Source organism: Verrucomicrobiia bacterium (assembly GCA_035765895.1).
Taxonomy (GTDB): Bacteria; Verrucomicrobiota; Verrucomicrobiia; order Limisphaerales; family DSYF01; genus DSYF01.
Window position 1 is genome coordinate 18,486 of record DASTWL010000028.1, and the last position, 20,244, is coordinate 38,729.

Sequence of the window (20,244 nt, forward strand, 5' to 3'; positions counted from 1 at the left end):
TCAGCCTCCATTTTTGGTCAAGGTTTCGACCAGCGTCTGGCCGCCAGGCTCACGTCCAGGATAGCGCGTCATCAATACGGGGCGTCCGCTGCGAACCACCACGCGCTGCGAAACCGAGCCAAACAGCGTTTCGTGGAACCACGGGCGCTTGCGGGCCGCCATGCAGATCAGGTCGGCATCGAATTGATCGGCAATCCGGCAAATGGCCAAGGCCGGCTCATTGTGCTCCACAACTTCTGCGCGCGTCCTGATTCCTCCTCCCCGTGCCGCTTTCGGAACGAGCGCTTCCATGCGGGCCGAAAAGTCTTGTGACGATTCGACACGGCACTCCGGTCTGCGAGTTGTGTGTCCGTTACGTCGCCCCCGGGGAATGACATGGACCAAATGCACTTCTCCACCCGGACGCACCGAGGCAAAAGCCAACGCCACTGCCTTCTCGTCGGATTCGGAGAAATCGAGCGGCACAAGCACCCGTTCAAATTGAGGCCAGCTGACCGGAGGTGTGCCAGCCAGCGGAACTGGGATGCAGGCAACGTTCATGTGCGCATAATGCACCAGGGCCCTTGAAACGGAGCCGAGGCGCTCCACCCCCCGACGCCGGCTCGTGCCGATGACGATCAGGTCCATCCGGGCGTCACCAGCCAGCTCGATCAAATGCGAGTCCGGGCGACCCCAGTCAGCCACCACGGAGACTCCGGCCATGCCCTCGCCGAATACGGCGTCACACTTTTGCCTCAGTTCCTGCTCCAGAAACTTCTTGAGTCCCGACGGGTAATATAGTGGAGACATCGGTGGTGCCACACCCAGGCAGCCCCGTTCACTGGCTGCTGATGCGACGTATGCAACCGAAATTTCGCAGGGTCCAATCTCACGCAGCGAAGCTGCCCAACGCAGCGCCGCTTCCGCGCTGCCAGAGAAATCATACGCGATCAGGATGTTGAGCGGACGCTTTCCGTAAGCCCACGCCTCGATGGTGGCTGCGTCACGAACCACAAGGGTCGGAATATCTGCGGCCTGCACTACTTGATCAGTCACACTCCCCACAAACCACTTCGCCGGTGCAATCTGCCCGTTGGCAGACACGACCAGCAATTGGGCCGCGGCCTTGCTCGCGAACTCCGTGAGCTTCAGGGCGGGTGACCCTTCGAGTAGATGCGTTGCGACTTTTGCCGCTCTCCGACGGGCGCGGTCGGCCAAAGCATCCAGCTTTTTTTTGCGACTGTCCCGCAGGTGCTTCATCAGTTCGGTCGAGGGATTTGCGTAGTGCCGTGCATCAAGCACATGCACCAGGGACAGCGTGCCGCCCTGTCGTGCGGCCAACACCGCCGATGCCAGGACTGCCTTGTTGCCGTGAACGGAAAAGTCAGTTCCACAAACGATATTCATTTCGATCTCCGTATTGGATTGGTTTGCTTTACACCGTGCTGCCGGAGCTTCATTCGCATCAACTCAGCGGCATGGTTTTGTCCTTCAGCCGAACCGGCGTGAAGGTTCAACACTCCTTTAGCTGGCCTCGTGCCAGCGATGGCCAAGGGTGAATTCCCGATGAATTGTTATAGTTTCAGCGAAGTAAGATTGAAGCGGGCTGAAGCATCGGAATGATTTGTCCCGGCGGCGGTTCTAATTGGGCCGATCGAAAAGGAATTTGAACCACATTCCAACGGCGGCAGGATAGATCAGTGTGAGACGCAACTCCGGATCCGATGAGTTTTCATTGCAGAGTTATTCGTCCCGGGCAATTGGATCATCTTCATAGAAGCCGTGTGGTTGTTGAGGTGGAACTGATGAGGTTCGGACGCGGTCAGACTCTGCGTGCCATCCATTTATGTCCGCAGACGCAGGAATCACCGTCGGCCATTCCATGTCAACGTCCGGCTTCTCGTCGGTCAGAACGTCGCAGCGTGATGCCATCCTCAATGGAGCCGCATAGCGCTTCTGCAGCATGCGCAGGTAGGGTTCGTAGTGACGGCCGATGTAGCGGCAATACGCATCGTTCCCGCAAATCCGCTTCAACTTCGCTTCGGTGGTTTCGGCGAGGAGCTCGCGAATCATTGTGAGGAAAGCCGGCACATCAATCGGCTTTTCAATCAGTCCCTCCACCCCGAGCGTTACCGCCCGTTCACGTTGTCCCCATTCGGCGGTAATCATGATCGTCGGCACAAAAGGATTCTTGACCGTCATCGCCTCGAAGACTTGCCAGCCGTTATCCACGCCGAGATTGATGTCGAGGACAACCAGATCAATCGGTTTGGAGTTGAAGAAATCCATCGCTTCGGTGGCATCTCGCGCCGGATAGACTTCGTATTGTTCTGTCTCCAACAGCCTCGTTAGTGATTCAAGAACTGAACGATCATCATCAACTATTAGTAATTTGGGTTTCATAAGCATCAAAACGTTTGGGATTGGTGGTGAGAGCAGCTGACCAGTGCCGCATGGCTCTGTTTCGCTCTGGCAAGGCCCTGATCGCGTCTCTCGATGAGAGGTGCGGCCGAGCGTGCCGGTCCTTACGCCGATGGCGTCGTCGAACTTGACTCCGAACGGGGCGCCCACTCCTGGTGAGTTTGCGGTGCTCAGGAATGCAGATTACCGGGCATCCGGCTCCGTGCAGAATCCTCTCGGTGCTTACGTCAATTCGCCCTTGATTGATCCACAGTCGTGACGGCACGGCGAGCACGACCAGCCCGGAATTGAGCTCCCGAGCCCTGGAGGTGGTCGCATAAAAGAGTGGAAAACCCACGTTGGCCAGGATGCGGCCGCGCATGCGGTTCGGAATCACTTCATCCGCCAGGTTCGACAGTTCTTTTTTGACAGCTTGGATTTGCAACCGCTTCTTTTCACGCTGACCGACGGTCCGCAAAAAGTCAGGGTTCCGCATATGTTCCTGAACACCCAGCAGATCAAGCCTGGCTCCGAAGCGCTCCGCCACCGCAACCGCGTTCTCCACCTGACGCCGACCTGACGACGAGAGATTTATCGGAGCCAGAACGCGACGAATCGGCATCGCATCCCGGTTCGCTGACGGGCTCGCACCAGTTGGCGGGTATGATTCCGGAATGCAGAATATTGGGCACGGCGCCGCCCGCAGATTTCTCTCAACATCACCCCGCAGGAACAGCGACATCCGCGCCTTTCCACGTCGCGTAACCATACAGAGCCAGTCCACATCAAGCGCGATCGCCAGGCGGCGCACCTCATTTGCGGAATGCAGACCCAAAGGTTTTACCCAATGAATCTCAGTTTCACCTTTGGCGAATTGCCGGGCAAAGCTGAGGCAGTGCGATTTTGTGTCTTCCGAACCCACAACCGCCAGCCAGCGCTCCCCGTTTTTCGGAGACTCGGCAGTTGGCTCCGCCGACGAGGCCCTGATGCCGTTCGGCAATGTTCCAAACGCAGTCGCTCGATGGTCGGGTTCTATGTTGGTTGGCGAGATCATGTCAATTTTCCGGTTTCAAGCGACTCAACGCAGAGTCGCGATGTAATCCGATTTCCGATAAACGCGCTCCCTCAACGATTCCCCGAGCAGCGTTTCGATCCCATCAAACAGTGCTGAAGATTCCACCGGATGTTTCAACACCAAGTCCGCCATCAACGCCGTCTCGTGGTCCAATTCGACGCCGACATCGCTGGTAAGAATCACCGGAAGGAATGGATCGACATCCGTCAAAGCCGACAGCGTCTTTGATTTTTTCAACCTGGAATCCTCCGCGTCGAAGCGGGTTCGGAAATCCAGGACAATGACGCTGACCGGATTTGCCATGAGCGTTCTTACGGCGCTCCGTCCGTTTTCAGCGAGCAGGACGTTGAAATCGGCCGCTCGCAGCATTTCTCCCAATGCCTCGCGGGCGGAGGGATCATCACTTACCACAAGTATTCGCTTATTTGCGTGTTGGTATTTCATTGGTTTGGTGCTGTTAAATGTGTGTCAACGATTCAAAAAACTGCCTGCTCCTGCCCGCTGCCCGTCGCGGCCCGCGACCGATGAATCTTGGTGCACGCCCGGGACGTGCGCTGATCCTGAAACCGAACGGAACGAATCGCGCGGTTTTACAACCGGGTTGATCAGTTGCTCCGAGGTTGTGCTTCGTGCGGTTTTCCACATCCACGGCCGCATCTGGTCCTGGGTGATTGCATGCTGTTTTCATGAGAGTTCTCCGGTGACACGGGCTCTTCCTGTCGGCCTTGTCCCGGGTCGTTTTTCTCTTTAGCTAGGTTCGTGCCAGCGAAGTTGCGCGCCGGTCTGCGCGCGTTTTGAGGAAGAAACCAGCGTGCGCAATCATCAAGTGCGCACGCACCGGTCGAATTGAATCCGCAACCGGGTGGAATTGTTTCGGCGCGCTCCGCGCGAGGCAGTGAGGATGCCCCGGAGTGTGCCGATCATGGCTGGAGTCATGTGTCTGACGCACGCCCCCACAGCAGGATGTTGATTATTGTGATCGAACAGCCAGACATCCAGATCGCACGGATCGGCGGAATCAAATTACGCCCTGTTCGAGCATGGCCTCGGCCACCTTGCGGAATCCGGCGATGTTGGCGCCAACTACATAGTTGACGAAGCCTTTCTGCTCGCCGAACCGCACGCATTGAGTGTGGATGGCCCGCATGATTTCCCGAAGCCGACGGTCCACCTCATCGCGTGTCCATTGCAGCCGCAGGCTGTTCTGCGTCATCTCCAGCCCGCTCACCGACACGCCGCCGGCATTGGCCGCTTTGCCCGGACCGAACAGGGTTTTCCCATCAACGAAGGCGGCAATGGCGTCATGAGTGCAGGGCATGTTCGCGCCTTCCGCGACGCAGATGCAACCGTGCTTCAGCAAGTCAGCGGCATCATGTCCGTCCAATTCGTTCTGCGTCGCGCAAGGCAGGGCGATCTGGCATTTCGCGCCCCAGGGCCGCTTGCCCGGATAATAATGACACTTGAATTTCTGAGCGTAATCCCGGATCCGGCCGCGCCGGACGTTTTTCAGATCTTTCACAAACGCCAGCTTTTCTTCATTCAATCCTTCCGGGTCATGAATGAACCCGTCGGAGTCGGAAAGGGTGATAACCTTCGCGCCCACGGCGATCGCGCGCTCTGCGGCGTATTGAGCCACGTTGCCCGAACCGGAGATGGCGATGACCTTCTTGTTGATCGAATTGCCGCGTGTCCGAAGCATTTCTTCGACGAAGTAAATCAAGCCATAGCCGGTGGCCTCCTCACGAATCCGGCTGCCGCCCCAATAAAGCCCCTTGCCGGTAAATGAGCCGCTGAATTCCGCGGTCAAACGTCGGTATTGCCCGAAGAGATAACCGATCTCACGGGCGCCCACACCGATGTCGCCACCCGGCACATCCACGTCATCGCCCAAGTGCCGATACAACTCGCTCATGAACGCCTGGCAAAAGCGCATGACTTCTTCGTCCGATTTGCCCTTGGGATCGAAATCCGAGCCGCCCTTGGCCCCGCCCAGCGGCAGGGTGGTAAGGGCATTCTTGAGAACCTGCTCGAAAGCGAGAAACTTGAGCGTGCCCAATGTCACCGTGGGATGAAACCGAAGGCCGCCCTTGTAGGGACCGATTGCACTGTTCATCTGGACCCGGTAGCCACGATTCACCTGCACCGCTCCGTGGCGATCCATCCATGAAACCCGGAACAAAATCGCCCGTTCCGGTTCGATGAGTCGCTCGACAATCCCGGCGGCTTGATACTTCGGACAACTTTGGACAAAGGGCCAGATCGTGGTGAGCACCTCGGCCACTGCCTGATGAAACTCCGGCTCGGCAGGATACCGCGCCTTGAGGAGGTCCAGAGTCTTTGTCAGTTCTTTTGAGCTTTTCATTGGGTGACAGCTCCATTTGTTAGGCCGCGAGGGTGTCGCCGATCAGCGCGAGCGTTGGACGCAATTGCGGAATGTGCAGGCGCTGCACCAATGAGCCGTTCAGCTTTTCGAAAACGAAATGCTCCACGCGCAGGGCCCCGAACACGACATCCGAATACACTGTGTCATACAAGTCGCTGGCAAAGTAGATGCGCGGTGCCAGTCTTTCTGAGAACAAAGCGTGCAATGCTGCATCCGCTCCTACGGCCACTTGGGCACAGGTGGCATTTGTGCCGGTCACTTCGCTGTTGGCCAGGCTGTTGAGGTAGTAAACGCGTCTGTCCGCGTATCGCAGGCACACACCGATTGTATCCGAGCCGGCGAGCGGGATGGAGGTGTTGTCCCCGAGTTCGAGATCGCCAATCTCGACCCGGCCACGCTGCCGGAGCAGTTGCTCCATATAGGCCATGGTTCGGGGGTGGATCGCGTAAACATACCTTGAGGACGCTCCCAGTCTTGACCCGAGCTTGACGTTCTCCTCGTGCAGCACGAGCATGCCGCGCGGATACTCCTGCAACTCAATCAACGGCTGCATGATGGATCGCAGATCTTCCCGGTGTTGAACCGCGTTCCCTGAGCACATACGAAGCGCTCCATTCACGACCTGCCCGGCCGGTTCCCAAACTGTTTCCGTCAGGAACTCCTTACGGGACCACGTGATCATGGGACGCCAGCCGGTTGCCGGCACTGAGGTATCGTATTCAAAATGCACAATCTCCAAAGGCGTCCCGTGCTGCTGGAATCCGTGCCATACCCAAAGGTTCACCACCCCGGGATTCATGCCCGAGCTGAGAATGTGCGGCGCCTGGCGTTGATCGGTGCGCGTTGGATGCAGGTCTGAAACCACTTCGGCAATGCCTCGCCCCGACTCGTTCAACGCGGTGTTGACATAAGAAACACCCGCGGCATCTGTCGCGTTCAAGACGGGTTGCGTATCCAAATCCGTCACATCCAGCACGACATTGATCCCGTGCTGACGTAACAGCCGGTGATAATCCATCGTCTCATCGGGAAATCGAAGCCGACGCTGGACGAATTCGTAGTTCAGCGATTCATGGTCGAGATATGGATTGCGGCGCACGCCGTCATCCAAGTCAAGAAGCACGACCCGACCAAAATCTCGCCAGCGGGCTGCCAGCCGCTGCAAAAACGCCTGCGCAACGTGGCCCGATGCACCCAGGATCAGGAGGTTGGGAGGACGAGGCGCCGGTTCCGTAAGAACAATGGGCCAATCGAAGGAGCGCCCCCGGTTCCTGGTTCCGTTTTGCCTCCTGCTTTTGGCCGCTTTGCCGGCCGGACAAACCCGACGTCTCGTCTCCAAGTTTGGTTGCAGCGGTTTGATCCCACGGACAATTGTGTTCGCAAAGGGTGCTACTTTAGCCATGATTTGCTCCTTTCTCATTCTGGGTTTTTTGTTACTGCTCTGTCGGGTTGCTGTGTTTCAGGTCATTCACGACCACTTTGGCCGGGCGAAACAGCGATTCTCCTTGCAACCAGCCGCGCTGCCACACTTCAAGAATGACATGATCCGGTCGCATCGGTTCGGAGCGGACGCAAACCGCCTCATGATAGCGTGGGTCGAATGCCTGCCCGAGATCATCGCGTCCCGTGAAGCCATGTTCCTTCAGCGCCTGTATCAACTGGCGCAGCGTCAACTGAACGCCCTCGCGCAGTTGTTCCGTCGAATGCGCCGGGCCATTGGTCAACGCACGCTCCAAATTGTCCACGACCGGCAGCACTGCACGAACAAACGTGTTTCTCAATTCCAAGGCACGAAGTTCGCTCTCGCGCGCCGCCCGCCTTTTGAAATTGTCGAAGTCCGCGACGAGCCGGAGACAACGCTCCTTCCATTCCATCAGTTCCTTCTGAAGCAGCGCATCTTCCTTCCCAGAGGCCGGCAACCCCTGAATTGCGGGAGACTCTTTCGCCCCGTTTACCGCCGTCCGCAATCGCGTTTCGCGGGCAACGACATTTGCTGGTATCATCTCTTTATACATGATTCTTGTTGGTTTGCTTGAGGCTGTCGCCGATTTCGATGGTCCTTCTCCGAATTTGAAAACCTCGCCGGCGCATCCCGCGCAGAATAGATGCGCGCACCTTTGCTGAGAGGCCCTCCGGCGGATAAACCCCGGCCAGATGTGTGGGGAAATGCTCGACAAACACCGCCGCACTTTGCGCGGACGCGAAGGCAATCGGTGTGCCGGCCATTCCGTTTCGACGCAGTTGCCAGAGGCTTGGAAACACGCAACACCGGTGGCGCTCCACACGCTTGCGATTTCGCCTGCCGACAACCGAAACACAGGCCGCGAACCGCGCGTTCCGCAACTGGCCACGGCGCATCAATTCAGCAACTTCCGCCGGCGAAGCCGTGTCGGGAAAGCGCCGAATCACCCGCCTGTCCGAGGGGCGCAGTTTTCCCTGGCGATACCAACGCCGCAAGCGGTCCATCTCATTGCCGCCGATCTTGACATCCAGCGCATTCATCTCGATGAAGCGTGGCAGAGTCACGGCTTCATCTTGGGCCGCCAGCATGACGCGCGCTTCACCAATCGGCTTCGGAAACCGGAACCATTCCGCTTCGCCAAATCGTTGGGCAAAACGAAATCGTCCCTGCCGGTAAACTCGGGGTTTGGAGATCGCCTCATCATGAGCGACCTCGCCTGACCACGTTGAAACGGGAGTGTCGCTTTCCGTGTCTTCAAAGAGCCGGATGCGCACTTGATCCACCTCGTCCAGCGTATCCGCGCACGCTGCCACCAGGAGATTGGTCAGCCCGGGTGATGCACCCGCGTTGATCAGTGCCAGCCGTCCTCGCCGCGCAAAATCCTCATCAAATCGAAACTGTTCGGCCTTGAACGGGTTTCGAGCCAGATGCGAAGCCAGATCAAGATAATGCACACCCAATCGCAATGCGGCGCGAACCACCGTCTCGTTAAACACGGCCGGCGTGGCGTTGACCAGCAGATGGCATCCTCGGGCCGCATGCACAACGGAGCGGATGCTGCGCGCGTTGACCGGACGGCACTCAATGGCGCGTCCGACAAATGGGCACGCCCGCTCGGGGTCACGATCCCCGCACCACACGGTGTGGCGTCGCCGTCTCAGCAGTTGGGCCAGCAATCCGCCGGTCGCACCGGCTCCGAGAATGAACACCTTCATCTCTGCAATCTCCTCTCATGCCCAGGTCAGGCACGCACGCCCGCCTGCAAACGGTGCGCCCGGGCCCGGTGTTCACGCACTCGACGAACCAGCCGCGCCGTCTTCCGACGTCGGAGCCGGCCTTCGATTTTCTCCGCCACCAGGTCTATCGCGGCGACAGGTTCGTGGGCGCAGTGTTCGGCGAACAGATCATTGCCGGGAATTTCACAATGAACTCGCGCGCGGAACTGACGCGCCGAACGATGGGGGCAAACCTTGTGCAACTGCACCCGTGCCCGTAACGCACGCGGAGCATACTGCCGCACGCGGCCAATTTTCCGGGTTACTGCGTCGCGCAGCTTGTCGGTCAGTTCAACGCCTTCGGCGCGGATCAAAATATCCATTGCTTCCTGTTTCCATGCGGCGACCTTCAGTTTTCTGGCTGCGCGGCTCGCGTGCGTTGTAGCGGGGGTGATGTTTGCTTTCATAGGCATTGGTTTCGGTGCTTAACACGGCGTTCCTTCACCGTGCGTGATCGTTTCTCTTCTTAGCTGGCTTCGTGCCAGCGGAATTTTGACTCGAAGCTCACGCTTTTCTCGCAAAGTGGTGTCGAGCACTTGAAGACGTCGGGATTTTTCGTTCCGGCTCCGGTCCTTTTTGTTTCGCCCACTGCCAATTCGCCGGAGATGCGAGACTGACAGAAGTTGGCTGCCACAACCCAAAGCCGCAGGCGCGCAGGCCGAAACGCGCCTTACGGAAGTTAAATCACCCATTTACGCGGATGAAACGCCGTTTGCTCGAAACGCTTTAAGGCTGTGGCACACGGCTGGCTAAGAACGGAAGCATCATGAACGACATCGGAATCATTCTGGGGATCATTGCCATCGTTGCGGTGGTCATGCTGGACATCATCGTCAGACTGGTGGTGGCACCGCGCCGCCGGGACAAATACGTGGAGAGCCTCCTGGACAGCATGACTGAAATGGAGCCGGCGGGCCAGACGGCACGCGCGCCCCACGCGTCAGCCGCCGTGGACGATTCGTTGGCGGAAAGTCTGCTCCGTCATTTTGAACAATCGGCCACGTCGCGCCACGTGTTGGCGGCGCTGACGGCGGCAACGGGCGGCCTGCCTGAATCTGAAGTGGTGACGGCGGTGAATCGTGAACTGGCGCACCTGCGCAAACGGGAATTGCCCGCCGCAGTGGTGCGGAAAGTCGTGATGATTTTGATGGGAGCGGATCTGGCGGCGCTCCGGCAAGGACGATTCGAACTCACGACCGCCGGCAAACGTCTTCATGCCTTGCTTCAGACACGTGCAACTGAGACGGCGCCAGCATCGGCTTTTGTTTCGCCCTGAGCGCCGGTCCCGATTAGACTCCTGTGTTTACGTCCATGAGCGCAAAGATTCCCTTTCGGCTGACCGAACTGTTGATCGCCGCTGCGATCATCGGGGCCGCACTGTTCTGGGCGGAACGTGCGGCCTGGCGACAGATCAGCACGCTGCGGGCTGAAATGAACGTGGCCCAGATTGAGAGACTGGCCGCTGCCGACCGGGCCGACGCCGAGCAGTTCGTCACTGACACCAATGCTGCCCTGACCCGCGTGCAACGATTCCTGTTCCTGTCGCTGCTGGGATTGTTCGTCAGCGGGACGGTCGTGCTGGTGTGGGTTTACCGCCGCATGATTGCACCGCTGCGGACTAACCTGACCGAGAGCCGGGCCATCATCGAACGACAGGAAAAGCTGGCGTCCCTGGGGGTTTTTGCCACGGGCATTGCGCACGAGATTCGCAATCCCCTCACCGCCATCAAGGTCCGGCTGTTCAGCCTCAAGGCTAGTCATCGGCCCGGCACCTCCGACCATGAAGACCTGGAGGTGATCGAGAATGAAATTGATCGCCTGGAGCGGATCGTGCGTGATTTTTTGCAATTCGCGCGCCCCAGCGAACCGGATTTGCAAAGAGTTTCCGCCGCCAAACTCCTTCGGGACACCGCAGGTCTGCTGGCTTCTGATCTGGCGAAACGGTCCATCACCCTCAAACTGGATATCGACGCCGAGGAGGTCGTCAGGGCGGACACCGACAAGATGAAGCAGGTGTTGATAAACTTTGTTCAGAATGCAGCGGACAGCATGGAAACCGGCGGGACGATCACTTTGCAGACTCGCTTGGACAAACAAACCCTGCACGGTTGCAGCATCCCGGTAGTGGTGTTGGAAATCGCCGACACGGGGAGCGGAATCCCGCCAGAAATTCAAAAGCGATTGTTTGACCCGTTTTTTACGACCAAGGAAAACGGCACCGGGCTGGGCCTGTGCATCGCCGCGCGGATTGTGGAGAAACACGGAGGCGTCATCGACTATCATTCCCAATTGAATCGCGGCACCACCTTCAGCATCGTGCTGCCACTCGCATCGAAAGATGAAAACGAATCCTAGAATCCTGCTCGTCGAAGACGACACCAACATCGCCACGGGCCTGCAAAAAGTGATGCGGGCGAACGGTTATGACGTCACAGCTCTGAGCCGCGGCGACACTGGGCTGGAACGAGCCCTTGCGGAGTCGTTTGATGTCGTGGTCACCGATCTCAAATTGCCCGGCCTCGACGGGCTCGAACTCGTGCGTCAGTTGCACCAGACGAAACCCAAGTTGCCCATTATCCTGATTACCGCACATGGCACCACCGAAATCGCGATTGAAGCGACCAAGTGGGGTGCGTTCGATTACGTTCCCAAGCCGTTTGAAGTGGACGAATTGCTCGATCTCACCGCCAAAGCATTGGAAAGCAGCCGGCTGATGTCGGAGCCGGTGGAAATGGGAGAGGCGGCATCGAGTCGCACCGCCATTGTTGGCAAGAGCCGCGCAATGCAGAGCATTTACAAGGAGATTGGCCGCATCGCGGCGACTTCCGTCACCGTGTTGATTCGTGGTGACACCGGCACCGGTAAGGAACTCATCGCCCGCGCCATTTATCAGCACAGTGACCGGGCCAACGCCCCGTTCATTGCCATCAATTGCGCCGCCATACCGGAGGCGCTCTTGGAAAGCGAACTCTTCGGGCACGAACGCGGCTCCTTTACCGGGGCCGATGCGCGACGGATCGGTCGCTTTGAACAGGCCAACGGAGGCACCATCTTTCTGGACGAGATCGGCGACATGAACGCCAACTTGCAGGCGAAACTTTTGCGAGTGCTTCAGGAAAAATCCATTCAACGCGTGGGCGGGCGGGAGAATGTGCCCGTGGACGTGCGGGTCATTGCCGCCACCCACCGCGACCTGGAGGCGGCCATCCGCGAGCGCCTGTTCCGAGAAGACCTGTTCTACCGGTTGAGCGTTGTCACCATCAAGCTGCCGCCGCTAAATCAACGGACTGACGACATTCCCGACATGGTCAGATACTTCCTGCGACGTTACGGGCCAGAAGCCGGCGTCGCCGCACCGGCCATCACTCCGGAGGCAATTGACCTTCTTAAAAGTCAAACCTGGCCCGGCAATGTGCGGGAATTGGAAAACACCGTGCGCAAAACCCTGTTGATCGCCCGTGACTACACGATCAGCCAGGATCACGTGAAAGAAGTCCTCGCCAAATCGCGCGAACCAGCGGCTGTTGCCACGCAATCCCACGGGGCCTACATCACGGCGTTGATGGATCAAGTGGAACGCGGCGAAATCCAAAACGCGTTCGCCAAAATGCTGGCTGACCTCGAACCGGAATTATATTCCCAGGCGATCGCCCGGGCCCAGGGCAACATTACCAAAGCCGCGCAATGGCTCGGTGTGACCCGCTTGAAGATGCGCGAGAAACTCAAGGAATTCAGCCTTCATCCTGCCCAAGACGATCAGTCCGAATAGCCTGGCAAATCGGCCGGCCCGGCATGATGTCCGCCAACCGAAGTCAACCTCCTGCCCAGCATCAAACGGTTTCACCCAGTGCAATGATGGCAATGGGCCGACAGCTTTTGACATCGATCAGCAGCGTCGCCATGGCCTAAGTTGGAGCAATCGCGCATATGACCAAAGGTTGCCGATTTGCACGACCGCGCACGACAGCGAAGCTTCGGAAAGAGGGGGTGGGTTTTCGCATAGGCGGAAAATGGAAGCTGTGGTAATACTTTTCCCGTGAGTTAATTACGCTGGTTTCGCAAGTTTCCGGCGAAGCGCCAGGGTGGATTCGATTCCCTTCACGTGTTCCATCTTCATTTTTTCCAACAACGGCTCCTGATTTTCGGAACTGCACCGCGCATTCCGGCGGGATTTGGAGCGCTCGAAACCAGCGGTAAACGATGCTGGCCAAGCTCGTATTCATCGAGCCTCAGCGGGCACAAAACGGCGAGAAGCGAACTTGATCCCGGCGACTCCGCAGGGTCCGATTGCGTGATTGCCGGGGGGAAACGGGTTCGCGTAAAATGGAATCATGTCAGCCCATCGTCCGCCGCACCACCGGCCGCCGCTCCTGATCGGGTGGCTGGGAATGGCCGTAATGGCGGCGATTTTTCCTCCGTCCCTGCACGGGCAGACCATCACGAACCTGCATCAGTTAACCGCGGCATTGAGTTCGGATTCGCGCATTGAGCGGGACGTTGACCTGGAGACAACCGTTTGTGCCGCCAGCCGGCCGGCCTTGGGGGTGCTGATTGTGCAGGATGAAACGGGCGTGGAACTGCTGCAACTCGGCAAGCTGGAACGGGAGTTTGCACCCGGCGAGCGGATCCGCATCCGTCACCAGTTCAGCCTGCTCCGCAAGCGCGAGATGGGCGTTCAGATTTCGGCCGCACCTGCGGTCAGCAACGACGGACTGCACTCCCGCGCCGCTGCCGCCGCCGACGTTTTTCTGCACGCCGGCAAAATTCCGATCCGGCTGGAGTGGTTCAATTATTGGCGGAGCTTTGCGTTGGACGTCGCCTTTGGGCCGACGAATGAGCGCCCCCGGCTCGTGGAAGCCTCGAACCTCTGGCACGCGGCGGCTGAACCCGGGCAGACCGGTTTCCAGCCCGGTCTGCAGGCCGACTATTACGAGGGCGCCTGGGAAAGCGTGCCGGATTTCAATCTGCTCGAACCGGCCAGGCGCGCGGTGGTTTCTAATTTCGATCTGAGCATCAAATCGCGCGACGAACGGGTCGGCATCCGTTACTCCGGCTACCTTGATGTTCCCCGCGACGGGCAATACCGCTTTGTTTTGTGGTCGGACGACGGCGCGTTGTTGTTCCTGGGCAACCCCGACGTGCCCGTCGCCAGCCTCGGGTCAGGCGGGGCGCCGGTGGCGAGGCCGAGCGAACTTCTGGGCACCAGCATCACCAATCTGGATGAGCGCTGCTGGACCACGGTCGAAGGGCGCGTGAGCTTCGTCTCCCCCGTCGGCGAGGGCGTGCGATTTGACCTGGGCGCCGACCGGCGGGTCATATCAGTCCGGCTGGCCGATGCGAAGGGGCTCGACTTGTCCTCACTGTTGGATTCACGCGTCCGCATCACCGGCATCGGGCGTGGGGTGATGACCCAGGACAAAACACTGGTGCTCGGGAAACTGTTCGCGGCCGGCACGCGGAACCTCATCTTCCTCGAACAGGCTCCCACGCGGGGCACTGCACCCCGCCCCATCACGTCCGTCGCCGAAGTGCAAGGTCTGCCCATCGAACAGGCGCGGCGAAGTCTGCCCGTGCGCATCCGCGGCATTGTCACCGACGCGATGAAAACGTCGCAGGAACACTGGATGTCGTTCCAGGATGACACGCGCGGCATTTTTGTGCAGCTGGCCGCCGTCTCCAATGCGGCTCCCGCGTTCGGCGAGCTGTGGGAAGTGGAAGGCCACAGCGCCGCCGGTGACTTTGCGCCTGTAATCGTGGCCGACCAGGTAAGGCGCCTGGGCGAAGGACTGCTGCCGCCGCCCGTCACACCTTCGTGGACGGAACTGCTCAACGGCAGCCGGGACGTGCAGTGGGCTGAACTGAAAGGTCTGGTGACCGACGTTCACACGAATACGATCAGCCTGCACCTCCCCGAAGGCCGGCTGGACGTGGTGCTGGACGGGCTCTCGGAATCCGAACTCCGGCCGTGGTTGAAGGCCGTCATTCGCATCCGTGGCGTGCTCTACGCCTTGTGGGAGCCCGCCACGCGCGAAGTGCGCGTGGGCCGCGTCATGATGCGCAACGCGCGCATCAGCGTGGACGTTCCCGCGTCGGCGGACCCCTTCGACGCCGTGCTCAAAACACCCCGCGAGCTGCTGTTGTTTGACGCGCAGGCTTCGGCCTTTCGGCCGGTGAAGGTCCGCGGGCAAATCATCTATGCGGACGCGACGCAGCTCTTTCTGGAGGAAAACGGAACCGGTTTGCGCCTGCTGCCGACCGGCAAGGCAGGCGTGTCCCCGGGCGACCTGGTGGAAGCGGTTGGCTACCCGGACATCGGCCGGGCGGAATTGGTTCTCCGTGAGGCGCAGGTGAGAAAAACCGGCTGGCAGCCCCTGCCCCCGCCGAAATCGCCGGATGCATCGAACGCGCCTCCCGAAAACCTCAACTCGTCCCGCGTGCGCGTGGAAGGCAGGCTGCTGGGCTGGCACACGGAACGCGGCAGTCCGGTTCTGGAAATGCAATCGGGTGCCCGCCTCTTCCTCGCCCGGCTCGCGCGGGGACCGGCCGGACCGTTATCGCTCAGAGTCGGAAGCCGCCTCGGCTTGGTTGGTGTTTATGTCGGCCGCGGTCACGCGCAGAATTCCAGCGCCGACAACGAATCGTTCGAGCTGCTGCTCAATTCGCCGGCCGACATCATCGTGCGGTCGCAGCCCTCGTGGTGGACGTTGCCGCGGCTCCTCGCCCTGGTGGGTGTGCTGTTCGTGATCCTGATCTTCACGGTCATCTGGAACACCCAGTTGCGCCGGCTCGTGGAACAACGGACCACCCAGCTCAAACACGAAATCTCGGAGCGCGAACGCGTGGAGCACCGGCACGCGCTGGAAGCCGAACGTTCCCGCATTGCCCGGGATTTGCACGATGACCTGGGTTTCAACCTCACCGAAATCAGCGTGCTGGCCAAGACGGGCGAACACGTCGAGGCGGGCGGCCCGCATCAACCGGGCTTGTTCCAGGCCATCGGCAGCCGGGCGCGCAGTCTCATCTCGGCGCTCGATGTCATCGTCTGGGCCGTGGACCCCGAGGATAATTCACTGCAATCGCTGGCGGACTATTTGAGCGGCTACACGGGGGAATTCTTCTCGCACACGCCCATTGCCTGCCGCTTCAAGGTGCCCGTCTCGTTTCCCCCCATCACCTTGGAGGGCCGGGTGCGTCATGACCTGCTGATGGCCGTCAAAGAGGCCCTGAACAACGTGGTGCGACACGCCGACGCCACCGAAGTCGAATTCCGCATGGCCATGGTTGACGGCGGCCTGGAAATTGACATTGCCGACAACGGCAAGGGCATAGACGATGAAGTGCAGGGCAACGGCCATGGGTTGAAAAACCTGCCCGCCCGGCTGCAGAAACTCGGCGGCGATTGTGTTGTGGAGCCGCGCGCCGACGGCGGCACCATTGTGAGCATCCGCCTGCCACTCGGCACGGCGGCGGGCGGCCAGCCGGTCGATGCGCACAAATCATGAATACGACGTTCGTCGGATTTCGCGCGAAAACCAACCGGGTAAAGTGGGCGCAGCCGGATCGGACAAACCATCCGACCACCCAACAACATGGCCGCGCCATTGGAACCCTGCACCGCACTTGATGTAATGACAACCGTCGGCATCGTTGAAGACAGCGCCACACTGCGGCGATTTCTCGTGGAACTCATCGAGCACACGCCAGGACACAAGTGTGTCTGCGCCTGCGAATCGGCGGAGGAGGCGTTCAAGGAGATTCCGAAACACAAGCCGAACGTGGTGCTGATGGACATCCATCTGCCCGGCGAATCCGGCATCGCCTGCACGGCGCGGCTGCGGGAAAAGCTGCCCCACCTGCAGATCATCATGCTGACCGTTTACAAGGACATTAAAATGATCTTTCAGGCCCTCAAGGCCGGCGCCTGCGGCTACGTGTTGAAACGCGCCAACGAGGGCGAAATCTTGCAGGCCATCGCCGAAGTGCGGGCGGGCGGCGCGCCCATGACGAGCGAAATCGCCCGCATGGTGGTCCGCGCGTTTGCGGACGCCCCCTCCCTTCCGCTCACGGAAGGCACGGACCAGCTTTCCAACCGCGAACTGGAAATCCTCGCCCTGATCGCAGAGGGCTGTCCGAACAAGGAAATTGCCACCCGGCTGTTCATCAGCACCGGCACCGTGCGGACGCACCTGATGCACATCTACGAGAAACTGCACGTCCACTGCCGCACCGAAGCGGCGGCCAAATACCTGCGCATCAATCCGGCCAGCGCGCCCAATCCTGCCACGGTGTGAACCCGCATGGCGGTCGGGAGGATACGACATACGTCGTATGGCCGGCCGGGGTCCGAGCGCATACCCTTGAACCATTTCATGGCGCCACTTCAACGCGGATCACGGCCGGTCCGGGTTCCGGCGCGCGCCCCATCAAACAGCGACTCTATGATCAACCGACCCACCGTTCTCCCCGCACTCGTCATGCTGACGTTGGCGGCTGCCGCACCGCATTTGCGGGCGGATTACCCCATCGCCTCGCACCGTTACCTGGCCGACCCGGCTTCGCTCGTGACCAAGGACCGGGTCTATCTCTACTGCTCGGACGACGACGAAAGCCCCGTGCAGGGCAGTTATGTGATTCCGGACGTCGTCTGTGTGTCGAGCAGCGACCTGAAGAACTGGACGGATCACGGGGTCGTGTTTCGCGCCAGCACACAAACCAAGTGGGCGAAAAAAACCTGGGCGCCGGCCGCGGTTGAACGCGACGGCAAATGCTTCCTCTACTTCGGCAACGGCGGGGCGGACATCGGCGTCGTGACCGCCCCCACGCCCATCGGCCCATTCACCGATCCATTGGGCCGGAATCTCATCAACCACAACACGCCCGGCGTCCAACCTGCCCGCAACATGTGGTTGTTCGACCCCGGCGTCTTCATCGACGACGACGGACAGGCTTACATTTACTTCGGCGGCAACGGCGACAACAATGCCCGCGTTGCCCGGCTGAACCGCGACATGATCAGCCTCGATGGCGAGGTCATAAAGCTGAACGTGACGAATTTTTTTGAAGCCGCGTGGGTCTTCAAACGCCGGGGTGTTTACTACTTTTCCTACTCAACAACGCCGCAGGCGCAGATGCGCATCGATTATCTGACCAGCAACAGCCCGACGAACGGATTCACCTACCGCGGCGTTGTCGCCGCCCAGCCGCCGATCAACAACAACAACAACCACGCCGCGCAGTTTGAGTTCAAGGGCCACTGGTATCATGCCTACCACAACCGCATCGTCGCAAAGCAGGCTGGCATTCCCACCGGCTTCCGCCGCAATCTCGCGATTGAGGAATTTCACTTCAACGAGGACGGCTCCATCCAGCCGGTCACCTACACCACCAACGGCGTCGCGCAACTGGGCCATCTCAATCCGTTCGTCCGCGTCGAGGGTGAAACCTTCCACGCGCAAAACGGCGTTGAAACCGAGCCCTGCCGCGAAGGCGGCATGAATCTGACCGACCTGAACAATGGCGACTGGGTGAGCCTCGCGGGTGTCGATTTCGGCAGCCAAGGCGCCAGGAAATTCAACGCCCGCGTCGCCAGCGCCGGACCAGGCGGCAACATCGAGCTGCACCTCGACAGCCCGGACGGCAAGCTGATCGGCACCTGCCGGGTGGAGCCAACCGGCGGCGCGCAGGAATGGAAAAGCGCGGCCTGCGACGTCACGGATGCCCGTGGCGTTCACGACTTGTATCTGAAATTCACCGGCGGTGACGGCCCCCTGTTCAACCTGGATTACTGGACGTGCGAGTGAGCCAGCACGGCCATCTTCATCTCCCCCCGACTGCAACACCATGAACCGAAAGGCTCCCCTTGCGTTGCGCGGCCGGCTGGTCGGGCTATTGCTGACATTCATCACGGCCGTGGTTGTCCTTGCCCAACCCGACCGCGGTCCGCACTGGGTCGGCACGTGGGACGCGTCGGTGCAGGAAGTGGAGCCCAAACTGGTGCCGGCCGGCTTTGAAAAACTGGACGACACGACGATCCGCCAGCTCGTGCATGTGTCACTCGGCGGAACCCAACTGCGCGTCCGGCTCTCCAACGCCTTCGCCGACTGGAACGATGATCTCAAGATCAGCGCGGTCAACGTCGCCCTCGGCAAGGGCAACGACCAGATCGAAGTCGGAACATTGAAGCCGGTGACCTTCAACGGCCAGTCCGCCGTGACGATTCCGTATGGCGTCTTGATGGTTTCCGACCCCGTCAGCTTCGATTTGGCGGCGGGGACCGATCTTGTCGTAACCCTGCACGTGCAGGACGCGACCCGACGCATCTCCGGCCATCGCAGCGCCCGCGGCGAATATGCCTTCCTCCAAAGAGGCGACCACGCGAATGCCGCCGAATGGCCCTCCGCGACCAGGAGCACCTGCTGGTATTACCTGGGCGGCGTGGACGTGCTCGCACCGGAATCGGGCGCGGCAGTGGTCTGCCTCGGGGATTCCATCACTGACGGCAAGGGCTCCACCGAAGGCAAGAACCGGCGCTGGCCCGATCTGCTCGCGCGGCGCCTGCGGGAGAACCAAAAGACCGCCGGTCTCGGGGTGTTGAATCAAGGCATTGGCGGCAACTGCCTATGGCGCGGCGGCATTGGCCAGACGGCGCTGCAGCGGCTCGAACGCGACGTGCTGGCGCAGCCCGGCATCCGGTGGTTGATCGTGTTTGAAGGCATCAACGATCTGGGCGGCGGCAAAACCACGGCCGAGGAGATCATCGCTTCCTACCAGCAGATCATCATCCGCGCTCACGAACGCGGGCTGCGCGCTTATGGTGCGACCATCACGCCCTGCGGAAAGTCGTTCTATTTCAAACCCGAACTGGAAGCCCGGCGTCAGAAAGTCAACGCATGGGTCCGGACCAGTGGCGCGTTTGATGCCGTGCTCGACTGGGATGCCGTGGTGCGCGATCCCAACGCGCCGGAGAATCTGCGCCCCGCCGCCGATTGCGGGGACCATTTGCACCTGAGCGATCAAGGGTATGAAATGCTCGTGAACGCGGTGAATCTTGACCTGTTCGCCAACTAACCCACGTTGCGAACGGACGCGGTCAGGCATTGTTCCCGCCGCATTCGCGATTCGGGTGAAGTGGGTTCGATTGCGCGGGCCATCCTGCCCTCCCTGGAATGCG

General features: G+C 60.0%; 16 protein-coding genes. 7 read left to right on the forward strand and 9 right to left on the reverse strand.

Translation table 11 applies throughout. The features are described from left to right. The 9 genes from VFV96_05900 to raiA form a co-directional block, all read right to left on the reverse strand. A complete protein-coding gene (locus tag VFV96_05900; protein ID HEU5069927.1) occupies positions 1 to 1,386 on the reverse strand; it encodes a universal stress protein in 1,386 nt (461 codons plus the stop codon). A 336-nt stretch (positions 1,387 to 1,722) separates the two neighbouring features. Further along, positions 1,723 to 2,382 (reverse strand): response regulator, encoded by a 660-nt coding sequence (locus VFV96_05905; GenBank protein HEU5069928.1) that lies wholly within the window; start codon positions 2,380 to 2,382, stop codon positions 1,723 to 1,725. After that, positions 2,357 to 3,433, reverse strand: a complete 1,077-nt coding sequence (locus VFV96_05910; GenBank protein HEU5069929.1) for a universal stress protein — start codon at positions 3,431 to 3,433, stop codon at positions 2,357 to 2,359. Before VFV96_05910 ends, VFV96_05905 begins: the two co-directional genes overlap by 26 nt. Before the next feature lie 24 nt (positions 3,434 to 3,457). Continuing rightward, complete coding sequence (locus VFV96_05915) at positions 3,458 to 3,898, reverse strand: response regulator (GenBank protein HEU5069930.1); 441 nt, start codon at positions 3,896 to 3,898, stop codon at positions 3,458 to 3,460. A gap of 574 nt (positions 3,899 to 4,472) precedes the next feature. After that, on the reverse strand, positions 4,473 to 5,816 hold the full coding sequence (gene gdhA, locus VFV96_05920) for an NADP-specific glutamate dehydrogenase (GenBank protein HEU5069931.1): 1,344 nt from the start codon (positions 5,814 to 5,816) through the stop codon (positions 4,473 to 4,475). Between the two features lie 19 nt (positions 5,817 to 5,835). Further along, positions 5,836 to 7,239 carry a hypothetical protein gene (locus tag VFV96_05925; protein ID HEU5069932.1) on the reverse strand — a complete coding sequence of 468 codons (1,404 nt, stop codon included), beginning with the start codon at positions 7,237 to 7,239 and terminating at the stop codon, positions 5,836 to 5,838. Positions 7,240 to 7,270: 31 nt separating this feature from the next. After that, complete coding sequence (locus VFV96_05930) at positions 7,271 to 7,852, reverse strand: nucleotide exchange factor GrpE (protein HEU5069933.1); 582 nt, start codon at positions 7,850 to 7,852, stop codon at positions 7,271 to 7,273. Beyond that, positions 7,845 to 9,014 carry a saccharopine dehydrogenase NADP-binding domain-containing protein gene (locus tag VFV96_05935; protein ID HEU5069934.1) on the reverse strand — a complete coding sequence of 390 codons (1,170 nt, stop codon included), beginning with the start codon at positions 9,012 to 9,014 and terminating at the stop codon, positions 7,845 to 7,847. Before VFV96_05935 ends, VFV96_05930 begins: the two co-directional genes overlap by 8 nt. A 26-nt stretch (positions 9,015 to 9,040) precedes the next feature. Further along, the gene (gene raiA / locus VFV96_05940) at positions 9,041 to 9,481 is read right to left on the reverse strand and encodes a ribosome-associated translation inhibitor RaiA (protein HEU5069935.1); all 441 of its coding nucleotides are present in this window, start codon (positions 9,479 to 9,481) and stop codon (positions 9,041 to 9,043) included. A 359-nt stretch (positions 9,482 to 9,840) separates the two neighbouring features. Between raiA and VFV96_05945 the strand changes: the two genes are divergently transcribed. The 7 genes from VFV96_05945 (at position 9,841) to VFV96_05975 (ending at position 20,141) form a co-directional block, all read left to right on the forward strand. Further along, positions 9,841 to 10,350 carry a hypothetical protein gene (locus VFV96_05945; protein ID HEU5069936.1) on the forward strand — a complete coding sequence of 170 codons (510 nt, stop codon included), beginning with the start codon at positions 9,841 to 9,843 and terminating at the stop codon, positions 10,348 to 10,350. A gap of 35 nt (positions 10,351 to 10,385) precedes the next feature. Continuing rightward, positions 10,386 to 11,429: an ATP-binding protein gene (locus tag VFV96_05950; GenBank protein HEU5069937.1), complete on the forward strand. Its 1,044-nt coding sequence runs from the start codon at positions 10,386 to 10,388 to the stop codon at positions 11,427 to 11,429. After that, positions 11,413 to 12,843 (forward strand): sigma-54 dependent transcriptional regulator, encoded by a 1,431-nt coding sequence (locus VFV96_05955; protein HEU5069938.1) that lies wholly within the window; start codon positions 11,413 to 11,415, stop codon positions 12,841 to 12,843. Before VFV96_05950 ends, VFV96_05955 begins: the two co-directional genes overlap by 17 nt. A gap of 562 nt (positions 12,844 to 13,405) precedes the next feature. Continuing rightward, the gene (locus VFV96_05960) at positions 13,406 to 16,576 is read left to right on the forward strand and encodes an ATP-binding protein (GenBank protein ID HEU5069939.1); all 3,171 of its coding nucleotides are present in this window, start codon (positions 13,406 to 13,408) and stop codon (positions 16,574 to 16,576) included. Between the two features lie 87 nt (positions 16,577 to 16,663). Next, positions 16,664 to 17,365 carry a response regulator transcription factor gene (locus VFV96_05965; GenBank protein ID HEU5069940.1) on the forward strand — a complete coding sequence of 234 codons (702 nt, stop codon included), beginning with the start codon at positions 16,664 to 16,666 and terminating at the stop codon, positions 17,363 to 17,365. Between the two features lie 147 nt (positions 17,366 to 17,512). Continuing rightward, positions 17,513 to 18,874, forward strand: a complete 1,362-nt coding sequence (locus tag VFV96_05970; GenBank protein HEU5069941.1) for a glycoside hydrolase family 43 protein — start codon at positions 17,513 to 17,515, stop codon at positions 18,872 to 18,874. A gap of 40 nt (positions 18,875 to 18,914) precedes the next feature. Next, positions 18,915 to 20,141, forward strand: coding sequence for an SGNH/GDSL hydrolase family protein (locus VFV96_05975; protein ID HEU5069942.1), 1,227 nt, complete (start codon positions 18,915 to 18,917; stop codon positions 20,139 to 20,141). Positions 20,142 to 20,244: the final 103 nt, after the last annotated feature.

Coding starts and splice junctions, on each gene's coding strand:
- VFV96_05900 (HEU5069927.1), bottom strand. CDS start 1,386: ATGAATATCGTTTGTGGAACTGACTTTTCCGTTCACGGCAACAAGGCA.
- VFV96_05905 (HEU5069928.1), bottom strand. CDS start 2,382: ATGAAACCCAAATTACTAATAGTTGATGATGATCGTTCAGTTCTTGAA.
- VFV96_05910 (HEU5069929.1), bottom strand. CDS start 3,433: ATGATCTCGCCAACCAACATAGAACCCGACCATCGAGCGACTGCGTTT.
- VFV96_05915 (HEU5069930.1), bottom strand. CDS start 3,898: ATGAAATACCAACACGCAAATAAGCGAATACTTGTGGTAAGTGATGAT.
- gdhA (HEU5069931.1), bottom strand. CDS start 5,816: ATGAAAAGCTCAAAAGAACTGACAAAGACTCTGGACCTCCTCAAGGCG.
- VFV96_05925 (HEU5069932.1), bottom strand. CDS start 7,239: ATGGCTAAAGTAGCACCCTTTGCGAACACAATTGTCCGTGGGATCAAA.
- VFV96_05930 (HEU5069933.1), bottom strand. CDS start 7,852: ATGTATAAAGAGATGATACCAGCAAATGTCGTTGCCCGCGAAACGCGA.
- VFV96_05935 (HEU5069934.1), bottom strand. CDS start 9,014: ATGAAGGTGTTCATTCTCGGAGCCGGTGCGACCGGCGGATTGCTGGCC.
- raiA (HEU5069935.1), bottom strand. CDS start 9,481: ATGAAAGCAAACATCACCCCCGCTACAACGCACGCGAGCCGCGCAGCC.
- VFV96_05945 (HEU5069936.1), top strand. CDS start 9,841: ATGAACGACATCGGAATCATTCTGGGGATCATTGCCATCGTTGCGGTG.
- VFV96_05950 (HEU5069937.1), top strand. CDS start 10,386: ATGAGCGCAAAGATTCCCTTTCGGCTGACCGAACTGTTGATCGCCGCT.
- VFV96_05955 (HEU5069938.1), top strand. CDS start 11,413: ATGAAAACGAATCCTAGAATCCTGCTCGTCGAAGACGACACCAACATC.
- VFV96_05960 (HEU5069939.1), top strand. CDS start 13,406: ATGTCAGCCCATCGTCCGCCGCACCACCGGCCGCCGCTCCTGATCGGG.
- VFV96_05965 (HEU5069940.1), top strand. CDS start 16,664: ATGGCCGCGCCATTGGAACCCTGCACCGCACTTGATGTAATGACAACC.
- VFV96_05970 (HEU5069941.1), top strand. CDS start 17,513: ATGATCAACCGACCCACCGTTCTCCCCGCACTCGTCATGCTGACGTTG.
- VFV96_05975 (HEU5069942.1), top strand. CDS start 18,915: ATGAACCGAAAGGCTCCCCTTGCGTTGCGCGGCCGGCTGGTCGGGCTA.